The organism is Pseudomonas sp. OV226 (assembly GCF_003148705.1).
Classification (GTDB): Bacteria; Pseudomonadota; Gammaproteobacteria; order Pseudomonadales; family Pseudomonadaceae; genus Aquipseudomonas.
This window is the reverse complement of the sequence record NZ_QGGS01000003.1, coordinates 294,131-307,823: the sequence shown is the minus strand read 5'-3', so window position 1 is coordinate 307,823 and position 13,693 is coordinate 294,131. Positions and strand designations below refer to the sequence as shown.

General features: G+C 57.8%; 8 protein-coding genes and 1 pseudogene. 2 read left to right on the top strand and 7 right to left on the bottom strand.

The genetic code is table 11. The annotated features are described in order from the left end of the window. Positions 1–20: 20 nt before the first annotated feature. Positions 21–671 carry a peptide-methionine (S)-S-oxide reductase MsrA gene (msrA, locus tag C7534_RS07445; RefSeq protein ID WP_109785406.1) on the top strand — a complete coding sequence of 217 codons (651 nt, stop codon included), beginning with the start codon at positions 21–23 and terminating at the stop codon, positions 669–671. Positions 672–799: 128 nt separating this feature from the next. On the opposite strand, the gene C7534_RS07440 is transcribed toward msrA, so the two are convergent. From C7534_RS07440 to putP, 7 genes and pseudogenes are all read right to left on the bottom strand, one after another. Beyond that, on the bottom strand, positions 800–1,639 hold the full coding sequence (locus tag C7534_RS07440; protein WP_109785405.1) for a 23S rRNA (adenine(2030)-N(6))-methyltransferase RlmJ: 840 nt from the start codon (positions 1,637–1,639) through the stop codon (positions 800–802). A gap of 262 nt (positions 1,640–1,901) precedes the next feature. After that, positions 1,902–2,225, bottom strand: a complete 324-nt coding sequence (locus tag C7534_RS07435; protein WP_109785404.1) for a hypothetical protein — start codon at positions 2,223–2,225, stop codon at positions 1,902–1,904. Between the two features lie 352 nt (positions 2,226–2,577). Beyond that, positions 2,578–3,303, bottom strand: a complete 726-nt coding sequence (locus tag C7534_RS07430) for a DUF4123 domain-containing protein (RefSeq protein WP_109785403.1) — start codon at positions 3,301–3,303, stop codon at positions 2,578–2,580. Then, positions 3,293–3,787, bottom strand: a complete 495-nt coding sequence (locus tag C7534_RS07425) for a hypothetical protein (protein WP_109785402.1) — start codon at positions 3,785–3,787, stop codon at positions 3,293–3,295. The genes C7534_RS07430 and C7534_RS07425 overlap by 11 nt, the downstream gene beginning before the upstream one ends. 22 nt (positions 3,788–3,809) lie before the next feature. After that, positions 3,810–4,202 carry a hypothetical protein gene (locus C7534_RS07420; RefSeq protein ID WP_109785401.1) on the bottom strand — a complete coding sequence of 131 codons (393 nt, stop codon included), beginning with the start codon at positions 4,200–4,202 and terminating at the stop codon, positions 3,810–3,812. A 1,048-nt stretch (positions 4,203–5,250) separates the two neighbouring features. After that, positions 5,251–7,260: pseudogene (locus C7534_RS07415) on the bottom strand (type VI secretion system Vgr family protein); the annotation flags it as partial. Positions 7,261–7,615: 355 nt separating this feature from the next. After that, positions 7,616–9,100 carry a sodium/proline symporter PutP gene (gene putP / locus C7534_RS07410; protein ID WP_046031125.1) on the bottom strand — a complete coding sequence of 495 codons (1,485 nt, stop codon included), beginning with the start codon at positions 9,098–9,100 and terminating at the stop codon, positions 7,616–7,618. A gap of 461 nt (positions 9,101–9,561) precedes the next feature. Between putP and putA the strand changes: the two genes are divergently transcribed. Then, on the top strand, positions 9,562–13,512 hold the full coding sequence (gene putA / locus C7534_RS07405; RefSeq protein WP_109785400.1) for a trifunctional transcriptional regulator/proline dehydrogenase/L-glutamate gamma-semialdehyde dehydrogenase: 3,951 nt from the start codon (positions 9,562–9,564) through the stop codon (positions 13,510–13,512). Positions 13,513–13,693: the final 181 nt, after the last annotated feature.

Below are 13,693 nucleotides of genomic sequence, written 5' to 3'. Positions count from 1 at the left end.
CCTGACTGAGGGGACTGATCATGGTCTTGCGCTCGGAAATTCTGGTGAACAAAAACGTGCTTCCAACAAAAGAACAAGCTCTGCCTGGCCGCGAAACCGCGATGAACCTGCCTGAAAAGCATTTTGTTTTTACCGACACACCACTGCTGGGCCCGTTCTTCGAGGACGTCGACTTCGCGATCTTCGGCCTCGGCTGCTTCTGGGGCGCGGAACGTCGCTTCTGGCAGCGCGAAGGCGTGGTCAGCACCGTGGTGGGTTACGCCGGCGGCTACACGCCGAACCCAACGTATGAAGAAGTCTGCTCAGGCCTGACTGGCCACAGCGAAGTGGTGCTGGTGGTGTACGACAAGGCGAAAGTCAGCTACGAAGCGCTGTTGAAAATGTTCTGGGAACTGCACAACCCGACCCAAGGCATGCGTCAGGGCAACGACATCGGCACTCAGTACCGCTCGGTGATCTATGCCACCACCCAGGAGCAATTGGACGCGGCACTCAACAGCAAGGCAGTGTTCCAGACCGAACTGACCAAGGCCGGCAAAGGCGAGATCACCACCGAAATCGACCAGGCCCCGACGGTCTACTTCGCCGAGGCGTATCACCAGCAGTACCTGGCCAAGAACCCTGAAGGGTATTGCGGGATTGGCGGCACGGGCGTGACCTGCCCGATTTGATTTCAGATTGATCGTTCCCACGCTCTGCGTGGGAATGCCTCAATGGACGCTCCGCGTCCGCTGTTGGGACGCGGAGCGTCCCGGGCTGCATTCCCACGCAGAGCGTGGGAACGATCATCACCAACTGATCAACTCTCAGCAATCAACCAATCCATCTGCCACCCGCCCTGGGTTTGCCCAAGTTTCTTGGACAACCACGGCAGCAGCTCGCGCAATTCCTCTTCCAGACCCCACGGCGGATTGGCAATCGCCATCCCGGAGCCGTTCAGGCTGTTCGGCGTATCCAGCGGATGCACCAGCAACTCCACGCGCAACAGCTTCGGCGCGCCCGTGCCCGCCAGGTCCTGATAGAAACGACGCAACATGCGCTGGTCCTTCACCGGGTACCAGATCGCCGCCACGGTTTGGCGCATCCGGCCAATCGCCTCTTTGAGCGATGCCGCACAACGCTGCATCTCATCGAGCTGCTCGAACGGCGGATCGATCAACATCACCGCGCGCTTCTCCTGCACCGGCAACATCGCACGCGGCACATGCCAACCTTCGCCCAGATGCACCTTGACCCGGCGATCGCCCGCCATGTTGTCCTTGAGCAGCAAACCGTCTTCCGGATGCTTCTCGTTGAGCATTACCCGATCCTGCGGCCGCGTCAGACGCCGCGCCAGCTCAGGGGAACCCGGGTAATAGCGCAACTGGCCATCCGGGTTCATGTCATGCAGCACCTTCATATAATCGGCGGTCAATGCTGGCAGATCCGGCTGATCCCACAGACGCGCAATACCTTCCAGGTACTCACCGGTACGGCTCGCCTGATCGCCCTGAAGGTCATACAGGCCAATGCCGGCGTGAGTGTCGAGATAGGCAAACGGCTGCTCCTTGCGCGACATCAGGGCGATGAGGCGGGTCAAAGTCAGGTGTTTGAACACATCGGCGTGATTGCCGGCATGGAAGGCGTGACGATAATTCATGATTGCTCCTGCGAAGGCCGGGAAGTTTACCTTGTACCGAGGCGAACGTCAGGGCTTCGCAGCCGAGCGGGCGATTGCGGAGACTGCTGCGACAGCCCCTGCAACGCTCTTTGTAGCAGCTGGCGAAGCCTGCGTCCGGCTGCGCAGCAGTCGTAAATCCAGCTTGCAAGGAGAGCCTGAAACACCGCGAAACCTGATTTTACGACTGCTGCGCAGCCGGACGCAGGCTTCGCCAGCTGCTACAAAGCGTGTTCTGTCAGCGCTATTCCGAAGCCCGAGCCCGCAATCGCCGCCCGATAACATCCAGCACATCGCACCCATCGCGCAACGGGATGGCGCACAGCAAAGCGAAATCACTGAGGATGAACGACTCACACTCGACAGACCCACGCATGGACATGTTTTCCAGCACTTGGGTGACGGCGCGGATTCGGTAGCTGGCGGCTTCGGTTAAAACATCGAGCGGGGCGTGGGTATCGACGAACAGCGTGGGCATTTCAGTGCAGTTGCTGGTGAGTGCCATGAAGCGGCTTTTGGGGTGGGGAATGGGTTTTTCGTAGGGTGGATCCGGCGTTAACGTCGTCATTTGTAATTTCCATGAGTGAGAAATACGAGCTGCCAAACGCCCCCTCCTACAGGTTTGGGTGGCAGCCATGCGCAGGAGTAGGAGTACCGAGCACTCATGAACCTCGGTCACGCCGAAGCGTGTCCCGCGCACAGCCGCCGCGAACGATTTTATGGGCACACATTAAGTGCCGCAATCAAACGACAGAGCTGTTGCATCATGAGTGAGGGCTCCTACACCCTGCCACCACTTGCGCGGTGACAGCCAAAGACTATCGATGGAGAACATTTCAAACCAGTTCATGAAAGCCGCCACAACTTGAAGGAAACGTCCGACGACCTTGCCCAGAAATTTCGACTGGCCCTACACCCGATCATTCCAGCTCCGCCATCAAGTGCTCCAACAACTCGGCTTTCGGTCCACCAGGCAGGTCAGGCGTCGCAAGAAACATCTCGACCTTGCGTCGCAACACCCCCTCTGAAAACGCCTCGAACAGGCCCGGATGCTCCTCACTCAGCCACCGCACCAGATTGTTGATCAGGGTCGAAGCATCTTCAGCACCGAGGTGTAGCAGCAGGGATTCAGAAACCTCCCACCATGGAAAAACCTTCGATGTTTGCAACGCACTGCCACCGATATCAACCGACTGCCCATTGATCAAACACCGCTCAATCACCGGCAGCAATTCCGAGGCACTCACTTCAGCCGACTGCAAAATCGGCAGCAAGTAACGCCCATCCCAAAAACGGAAAAACACCGCTTTACCATCCGGCAGCTTGACCTGGGTGAGGCTGCGCAAATGCGCAACCACCGCCTCAAGGCTCGCCGAAGACACCGCCAACCAGCCCCAGTCTCGGGATTCAGTGGTCGGTACCCAATCCAGAAACCCACTGTCTGCGTCGACAATTCCCACATAAGGCATCACCGCATCCCACTCGGAGTAAATCGTGTCGGCCCAAATAGGGCTGGGAGCATTCGCTAACGCCTGCCAAGCCTTGAACGGCTCGGCAGCGCTAGCGTTACTGAAGATGGCGAAGAGTTGTTCCGTGCTGTTAAGGGGATGGATTTGTAGCCAGTTTTTGATGCAATCACCGCTCATAGAAACCACCTCTAACTTCAGCCATCCACCAAACCAAATAATCCAGAGTTGTTAACAGCCAATCGACCCAACTCAAAGACTCATAAATCCACTCAACGAGGATAAAACAGAAAAATACAAAGTAGATGCTGCTGCAACTACCTCTAATCAACCATCGCAAACCAATAGAAAAATCATCGTAGTCGCGCTCATTCAAATGCCCACGTTTTAGTGCCAAGTCGCGAAACGTTAAAACATACCAGATAACAAACAATGCCTCATACCTGGAGCGAAAACACTGCCCCTTAATTGGGCTGCGCAATGTCACCACTTCAGATCGGCTCATGGCGTCGAGTATTTTGTCCATTTTGAAACACGCCAAATAAAACATCACCGCTATTGACGCAACGAATAAAAAACCTACAACGGGAAATATCCGATTGAGCACGGCTTCAAATGCGTCCGGACCTGCCCAGTAAATCGCATATAAAATCAAGAAACTCATTTAACGCACCAGCGAGATAAAATCACTCAATCCAGCCCATATATTTCCCACCAAAAAAAAGCACAAACATTGCCACCCCTCCTCCAACACCAGCTGCATAAAGAAATTTTATACAACTCAAAAGCCCCCGAGGAAAACTCAAATAATCATTTTCATCTAAGTTTCCACACCTGATCGACTTAGACGGAAACATAAAAAAAGCCCCCATACAAATCAACATGAAAAAGACACCAAAAACACCATCATCCATTAAAGGCTTACGCAGTAAAACCCCACGAGAGTTACTCAAACAACCAATTATTTTTTTTAATTGAAAGCACGCCAGATACAATTGGCCCACAATAAAAATAAACCCAAGACCAAAAAACATCCCGCCAGTGACCAAGACAAATAAGACCTCATCGTCATTTCTCATCAACAGACTCCTCATAAATTATTTCACCAATTTTTTCTCCTCCGACCTCCCCTACCATTCCTCCTACGAATGTTCCCGCTCCCACTAAAAACAATGAACAGACCACACCGCCAGTACCGGCACTTAAAATACCCATTCCGACGCAAGTAGTTACACCATACGTCCCAATAACCGCCCCCAAAGCGCTGCCCCCGATAGCACCAGTTAACTTGCCTGCCTCCGTAAACCTCACCCTCCTGCAAGCCTCTTCCGTCCCGACCCGACAAGTCTCCTTAACTTTCAACCCCGAAGCAGTCGCCCCCAAACCAATCCCGACCCAGCCACCTAGCTTCATCACCTTGCCGGCCTTACTCACCCCATCAATATGCGTCGCATACCCAGGAATCCCTCCCGCTGTACCCGCCTTACTCCAATGATGCACAAGGCTGCGATTTGATATCCCCAGCGCATTTTTAAGTTTTGGGTGATCAGGGATACCCACCCCTTTGCGCACCAATGGCCCAAGACTGCTATCCAACCGTCCCATCAGCTTTTTACGCTCGGTAAAGAAATCCGCGCCCTGCAGTTTTCCGTGTTTATCGAAGGTGCGTTTGTGCAGGTTTTCAAGCTCTACAAGGGTCTCTTTCAAGTTGCCCAAGTGCTTACCGAACATCGCCGAACCAACGCCAACGCCTGTCGAGCCATGCGAAAGAAAGGATTGAATCTCCCCATGGTGACGCGCCATGAACTCAGCTTCCGCATCACTCAACGGCTCAAGTGCCGCGTCGACTTTTTGCGCAGCCTCCATCAACAGGGCTTCTTCACGAGTGCATTGCGTATTGCGTGGATCGCTCAAGACGATCAATTGCCCAGGCTTGGCGTATTGGGTGAGTTGTGGATTAAGGCTGCGAAATTTTTCCAGTACTGCCGGGGCCGGCTGTGGAAACAATATTGATTCGAGTGCAGACCGGGACATCCCCTGTTCGACAATATGGAAACCAGGTTCAACAGTTGAAGCAGGTGTAACGGATGACGCCTTGGGCGCACCGCTTAAAGTATTCGGCGTAGGGCATACCCCATCCTTGCAACGCTCACACTCCTCACAGAACGGCGCATCACTTTTCAGGCTCATGATCTGCGCAGCGCTCAACACCGCTGCCGGTGCGGCGGCGAGTTTCAGCGGTGCATCCAGCGACGCCGTTGCAGCCGCCATCGCCGGCATCAATGCCCCGCCCACCTGAATCGGCACGCTGCTGAAAATCCCCCCAGGGCCAATGTTGATCCACTGCCCACCTGCCTGAATCGTCGCGCTGGCACCACCGTCGATCACCACTTGCTGGCCGGCGCTGACGTGAAATTGCTGGCTCGCGCTAAGCGCCTGGCTGGTCACGCGGATGTGTCGGTCGCCCGCCACCACCAAATGATCATCGAGCTTCACTTCAGCCTGGCGCTGACCGTGGGTGATGCGCTGCTCGTCGGCCTTCATCTCATGGCGAGCGGTGCCGGAGACGACGATGCTGCGCTGGTTACCGACCTGCACCTGTTGATCATTCAACACGTGCTGGGTCCAGTTTCGCTGGGCGCGCAGGTAGATTTCCTCGGCGCCTTTGCGATCCTCGATGCGCAACTCGTTGTAGCCGCCGCCACCCGGACTGCTCTGGCTGCGGAAAATACTTCGGGTCTTGTCGGCGGGCAGGTCCAGCGGCACCGGGGTCGCTGCGTTGGGCAGGCAACCCATCACCAGTGGATTGTCAGCATCGGCGTCAATGAACCCGACCAGCACTTCCATGCCGACGCGCGGGATCAGCACGCTGCCATAACGGTCATGCGCCCAGCCTGTCGCAACGCGCAGCCAACAACTGGAATGCTCGTTAAGTTGACCGTTGCGGTCCCAGGCGAGCTGAACCTTGACCCGCCCGAACTCGTCGCAATGGATTTCGCTGTCGGCCGGGCCGGTGACCACGGCGGGTTGATAGCCAAGCATGCGAGGCTTTTGCGGCCCCAGCGGCGGGCGAAACGAAACGTCCCACGGCGTTGCCAGAAAGGTATTGCGATAGCCCTGGAAATCATCCGGGTCGTCGCTGGTGGCCGACTCTTCCAGCACTTGCGGCTGGCGACCACGATGTTCGATTTCGGTGATCAGCCAGAGGTCGTTCCATGCCTGACGCGGATGCTCGGCGAGGTGCAGGAAATGTCCACACACCAGCGCCGAATCGTCGCCTTTACCTTCGGCCTGGCGGAAGTCGGCGTTGTGGCGTTCGAGTGCGCGTTGGGTCAGTTGTCTGCCGTGTTCGCGATCAGTGAACTGGCCGGGAAAGTGATAATCCTCCAGCACCGGCCGCTGTTCGCTGTCGACTCGGTTATCGAGTTGCAGGCGCGGTTTCTGAAAGTCGTAATCGCGACGGGCAACCGCTGTGGTGCGGGTTTCCAGACGCACGTTGAAGCGCTTGATGGCCGGCGCATCCGCCGCCATGCCGCTGCCCGGCAGGTAGAGCGTCGGCTCGGGCAGCCGAGGAAAAACGGTCTGATCATCACCGAACACCAACAGATGCCCGTCGGCGCTGTGCTGGAAGTGGTAGTGAATACCGATCTCCGTACAAAGCCGCTGAATGAACGCCAGATCACTTTCGGCGTACTGCACGCAGTACTCGCGAGGGGCGTATTCACTGCCCAGTTGGAACTCGAAAGCATCGCGCTGGATGCCGTGGTCCTTGAGCACTTGCGCGATGATCGCCGGCACGCTTTGGTGCTGGAAGATCCGCTGATTGATGCGCTGTCCGAGGTAAGCCAGTCGTGGAACCAGGCTGATTTGGTAGCCCGTCAGACGTTTCCCGGAGTCGCTTTGGCCGACCCGAAAAATCTGACCATGAATACCGCTACCTTGCGCATCGAAACTCAGAAACGCCTGACGGTGCAGCAGGCTTTCAAGCTCGATGTCCGGTCGGTCACTGACCAGTTCCAGGTCAAAACGGTAGGGCTGGCTGATGGCTTCCTTGCCCGTGAACTCAAGGACCTTGAGCTCATTCTGGACGCCGTCGAGGGTCAACGTGAAACGCGGTTGATTGGCAGGCGCGAACATCCGATGTGTCTCTGCAGAATGAAGGCGGGCGATTCTGCATGAGCGACAAGGGGTGTTGAGGGAGGGACAAGAAAATCAGACTTTCCCTACTTTTTAAGAGATTTGTCCTTCAAAAATCAGTGCGTTTGGCTACAGACATCTCCCTCAAAACCACCACCAATCCCTGTGCGAGCTTGTTCGCGATTGCGGTTATTCATTCAACATTGATGTCAACAGACCCGACGCAATCGCGAGCAAGCTCGCTCACATTAGAACTTCGATAGCACGAGATCTGCGCCATAAAAAAACGGCCCGCCTCCAACAGGAAGCGGGCCGTTTTCAGGTGCGGCGAAAGGTCAGAGCCGAAGCTCCCCCATCACTTGTTCAGGCGGAAATCTGCCTCGGCAGCAGCGAAACGCTGCAGCATGCCGTGAGTCGGCGTGCCCAGTTTGCTGACGATGTAGATCGCCAGGCTGGCGAAGATGAAACCAGGGATGATTTCGTACAGACCCAGCAGTTCGAAGTGTTTCCAGACGATCACGGTGATCGCGCCGACCAGGATACCGGCCAGTGCGCCGTTGCGAGTCATGTCTTTCCAGATCACGGAGATCAGCACCACCGGACCGAATGCGGCACCGAAACCAGCCCAGGCGTAGCTGACCAGGCCCAGTACGCGGTTTTCCGGGTTAGCGGCCAACGCGATGGCGATCAGTGCAACCACCAGCACCATGGCGCGGCCGACCCAGACCAGTTCGAGCTGGGAAGCGGATTTGCGCAGGAAGGTTTTGTAGAAGTCTTCGGTCAGGGCGCTCGAGCACACCAGCAATTGGCAGCTCAGGGTGCTCATGACGGCAGCCAGAATGGCCGACAGCAGCACGCCGGCGATCCATGGGTTGAACAGGATTTTCGCCAGTTCGATAAACACACGCTCGTGGTTTTCAGAAACCGGCATGGCCACGGCAGGGTGCGCCGAGAAGTAGGCAATACCGAAGAAGCCCACAGCCACGGTGCCGCCCAGGCACAGGATCATCCAGGTCATGGAGATGCGACGGGCGTTAGCGATCGACTTGACCGAATCCGCCGCCATGAAACGCGCCAGGATGTGCGGTTGACCGAAGTAGCCCAGGCCCCAGCCCATCAACGAAATGATGCCGATGAAGGTGGTGTTCTTCAGCATGTCGAAGTTGCTTGGGTCCTGCGCTTCGATGGCCAGGAACGTGGTGTCGACGCCACCGGTGGCCAGCAGCACGATGATCGGCGTCAGCAGCAGGGCGAAGATCATCAGCGTGGCTTGTACGGTGTCAGTCCAGCTTACTGCCAGGAAACCGCCAACGAAGGTGTAGGCAATCGTCGCCGCAGCACCGGCCCACAGCGCTGTCTCGTAAGACATGCCGAAGGTGCTTTCGAACAGACGGGCGCCGGCCACGATGCCGGATGCGCAATAGATGGTGAAGAACACCAGAATCACGATCGCGGAGATGATCCGCAGCAGACCGCTTTTATCTTCGAAACGGCTGGCAAAGTAATCCGGCAGGGTCAGGGCATCACCGTTGTGCTCGGTCTGCACACGCAGACGGCCGGCGACGAACAGCCAGTTCAGGTACGCACCGATGATCAGGCCGATGGCGATCCAGCTTTCGGACAGACCAGACATGTAGATGGCGCCCGGCAGGCCCATCAACAACCAGCCGCTCATGTCGGAGGCGCCGGCGGACAATGCAGTCACGACGCTGCCCAGGCTGCGACCGCCCAGAATGTAGTCAGAAAGGTTGTTGGTGGAGCGATAGGCCATCAAGCCGATCAGCACCATTGCTGCGATGTAGATCACGAACGTGATCAGGGTTGGATTGCTTACGCTCATTGAGTTACGCCCTGGCTTTGTTTTTATGTAGCGGCGGTGGGTGAACCGCACGCAAACGACGACGTTTGACAGACGATCCAGGGTCCCGCGCATTTATGACTGATGTTTCCCCAGGAAAGCCATCAGCCGGTGCACCCGTATTTTTACGGGTTGCACCTTGGGGCGCGAATGCTATTCAACAAAGCAAATAAGGTGCAACCCATTTTTTGAGAATAAGTTGCACCTAGTCGGAAATATAATTAAAAGCGACGCTTTTGCTCCTTTTCGGAGCAAGCACGGACGTCGACCGCTCTAAAAAGCACCAACTGAATGCAGCACTGGCGTACCAGAATTTATTTCCTGACGAGCTGCCTATTATTCCGGCAAAAAAAGGGTTGCACCCGGTTGCACCTCAACAGTTGCACGGCTAATCTTGCCGCCAGCTGATGCCACGCGGTCGTGGCAAACATGAGGATAAAAATATGGCTACCACCACCCTTGGGGTCAAACTTGACGACCCGACACGCGAGCGCCTCAAGGCCGCCGCGTCCTCGATTGATCGCACGCCACACTGGCTGATCAAGCAGGCAATCTTTAATTACCTGGAAAAACTCGAGGGTGGTGCAACCCTGACCGAGCTGAACGGTTTGACCAAGGATTCCGACGATACCGTCGATGCGCCTCTGGATCACGCCCACCAGTGCTTCCTCGAATTCGCCGAAAGCATCCTGCCGCAATCGGTACTGCGCGCCTCGATCACCGCCGCCTACCGTCGCCCCGAGCCGGAAGTGGTGCCGATGCTGATCGAACAGGCTCGCCTGCCGGTCGCCATGGCTGAAGCTACCAACAAGCTCGCTGCCTCGATTGCCGAAAAACTGCGCAATCAGAAGAGTGCCGGTGGCCGTGCCGGCATCGTGCAGGGCCTGCTGCAAGAATTCTCGCTGTCGTCCCAGGAAGGCGTGGCGCTGATGTGCCTGGCCGAAGCGCTGCTGCGCATCCCGGACAAAGGCACTCGCGATGCGCTGATCCGCGACAAGATCAGCACCGGTAACTGGCAGCCGCACCTGGGCAACAGCCCGTCGCTGTTCGTCAACGCCGCCACCTGGGGTCTGTTGCTGACCGGCAAACTGGTCGCCACGCATAACGAAGCCGGCCTGACTTCGTCGCTGAGCCGCATCATTGGCAAGAGCGGCGAGCCGATGATCCGCAAGGGCGTCGACATGGCCATGCGCCTGATGGGCGAGCAGTTCGTCACCGGCGAAACCATCGCCGAAGCCTTGGCCAATGCCAGCAAGTTCGAAGCCAAGGGTTTCCGCTATTCCTATGACATGCTGGGTGAAGCGGCACTCACCGAACACGATGCCCAGAAGTATCTGGCCTCGTACGAACAAGCCATTCACTCGATCGGCAAAGCGTCCCACGGTCGTGGGATTTATGAAGGCCCGGGCATTTCGATCAAGCTGTCCGCTTTGCACCCGCGTTACAGCCGCGCGCAATACGAGCGCGTGATGGACGAGTTGTACCCGCGCCTGTTGTCGCTGACCTTGCTGGCCAAGCAGTACGACATCGGCCTGAACATCGATGCTGAAGAAGCTGACCGCCTCGAGCTGTCGCTGGATCTGCTGGAGCGCCTGTGCTTCGAGCCGCAACTGACCGGCTGGAACGGCATCGGTTTCGTGATCCAGGCGTACCAGAAGCGTTGCCCGTATGTGATCGACTACGTGATCGACCTGGCTCGCCGCAGCCGTCATCGCCTGATGATCCGTCTGGTAAAAGGCGCGTACTGGGACAGCGAGATCAAACGCGCCCAAGTCGAAGGCCTGGAAGGCTATCCGGTCTACACCCGCAAGGTGTACACCGACGTTTCCTACATCGCTTGCGCCCGCAAACTGCTGTCGGTACCGGAAGTCATCTACCCGCAATTCGCTACGCACAACGCCCACACGCTGTCGGCCATTTATCACATTGCCGGTCAGAACTATTACCCTGGCCAGTACGAGTTCCAATGCCTGCACGGCATGGGTGAACCGCTGTACGAACAGGTTGTAGGCAAAGTTTCCGAAGGCAAGCTGAACCGTCCGTGCCGCGTGTACGCTCCGGTCGGTACTCACGAAACACTGTTGGCGTACCTGGTACGTCGCCTGCTGGAAAACGGCGCGAACACTTCGTTCGTCAACCGTATCGCCGATCAGTCGATTTCGATTCAGGAGCTGGTGGCCGATCCAGTGGCCAGCATCGAGCAGATGGCGACGCTGGAAGGCGGCTTCGGCTTGCCACACCCGCGTATCCCGCTGCCGCGTGACCTGTACGGTGCCGAGCGCGCCAACTCCAGCGGCATCGACATGGCCAACGAACATCGCCTGGCCTCCTTGTCCTGCGCGCTGCTGGCCACCGCTCACAACCACTGGAAAGCCGCGCCGATGCTCGGTTGCGCCTCCAGCACTGAAACACCTGCACCGGTGCTGAACCCGTCCGATCTGCGTGACGTGGTTGGCCATGTTCAGGAAGCCACCGTCGATGACGTTGATAACGCGATCCAGTGCGCCCTGAACGCCGCGCCGATCTGGCAGGCCACCCCGCCCGCTGAACGCGCCGCGATTCTGGAACGTGCCGCCGACTTGATGGAAGGCGAAATCCAGCCGCTGATGGGCCTGTTGGCTCGCGAAGCCGGCAAGACCTTCGCCAACGCCATCGCCGAAGTGCGTGAGGCCGTGGACTTCCTGCGTTATTACGCGGTGCAGGCCCGCAACGATTTCACCAACGACGCCCACCGCCCACTGGGTCCGGTGGTGTGCATCAGCCCGTGGAACTTCCCGCTGGCCATCTTCAGTGGTCAAGTGGCTGCTGCGCTGGCCGCCGGTAACCCGGTACTGGCCAAGCCTGCGGAACAAACCCCGCTGGTAGCCGCTCAAGCCGTGCGTTTGCTGCTCGAAGCCGGGATTCCGGAAGGCGTGCTGCAACTGCTGCCGGGCCGTGGCGAAACTGTCGGTGCCGGCCTGGTCGGTGATGATCGCGTCAAAGGCGTGATGTTTACCGGTTCCACCGAAGTCGCTCGTTTGCTGCAACGCAATATCGCCGGTCGCCTGGACAGCCAGGGCCGTCCGATTCCGTTGATCGCCGAAACCGGCGGCCAGAACGCGATGATCGTCGACTCTTCGGCATTGACCGAACAGGTTGTGATTGATGTGGTGTCGTCGGCCTTCGACAGCGCCGGCCAACGTTGCTCGGCACTGCGCGTGCTGTGCTTGCAGGAAGATTCCGCCGACCGTGTCATCGAAATGCTCAAAGGTGCCATGGCTGAATGCCGCCTCGGCAATCCCGAGCGCCTGTCCGTGGACATCGGCCCGGTGATCGACGCCGAAGCCAAGGCTGGCATCGAGAAACACATCCAGGCCATGCGCGACAAAGGTCGCAACGTATACCAGGTGGCCATCGCCAACAGCGAAGAAGTCAAACGCGGCACCTTCGTGATGCCGACCCTGATCGAGCTGGAAAGCTTTGACGAGTTGCAGCGCGAGATCTTCGGCCCGGTACTGCACGTGGTTCGCTACAAGCGCAAAGACATCGATCAACTGATCGGTCAGATCAACGCTTCCGGCTATGGCCTGACGCTGGGCGTGCACACGCGCATCGACGAAACCATCGCCAAGGTGATCGACAACGTCAACGCCGGTAACGTCTACGTGAACCGCAACATCGTCGGTGCCGTGGTCGGCGTGCAGCCATTCGGCGGCGAAGGTTTGTCGGGCACTGGCCCGAAGGCCGGTGGTCCGCTGTACCTGTACCGTTTGCTGTCGACACGTCCTACCGATGCAATCGAACAATCCTTCGCTCGCGGTGATGCTGCCGTAGCGCCGGACGTTCGTCTGCGTGACGCCATGAGCAAGCCGCTGACTGCCTTGAAAGCCTGGGCTGACAGCAACAAGTTTGCCGACCTGAGCACCCTGTGCGTGCAGTACGCAGCACAATCGCAAAGCGGGATCACCCGCACACTGGCGGGCCCGACCGGTGAGCGCAACAGCTACGCCATCCTGCCGCGCGAACACGTGCTGTGCCTGGCGGAAGTCGAAGGCGACCTGCTGACTCAACTGGCGGCGGTACTCGCTGTCGGCGGTTCGGCGGTATGGCCGGAAACTGACCTGAGCAAGGCATTGTTCGCACGCCTGCCGAAGGAAGTTCAGGCGCGGATCAAGCTGGTGTCCGACTGGAACAAAGACGAAGTGGTGCTGGATGCGGTTCTGCATCACGGCCATTCCGATCAGCTGCGTGCGGTGTGCCAGCAAGTGGCCAAGCGTGCGGGCGCCATTGTCGGTGTTCAGGGTTTGTCTCAGGGCGAAACCAACATTGCGTTGGAGCGCCTGGTGATTGAGCGTGCGTTAAGCGTTAACACCGCTGCGGCGGGTGGTAATGCGAGCTTGATGACCATCGGCTAAAACCGATAAACCGGGCACCTGCAACGGTGTCCGGTTTAGCAATAATCCCTGTGGGAGCGGGCTTGCCCGCGATTGCGATGTATCAGTCACCATTGATATTGACTGATCTGCCGCCATCGCGGGCAAGCCCGCTCCCACAGTGGTTTTTGGCGCCAGCCCAATCGCTGTACTACTCAAACAT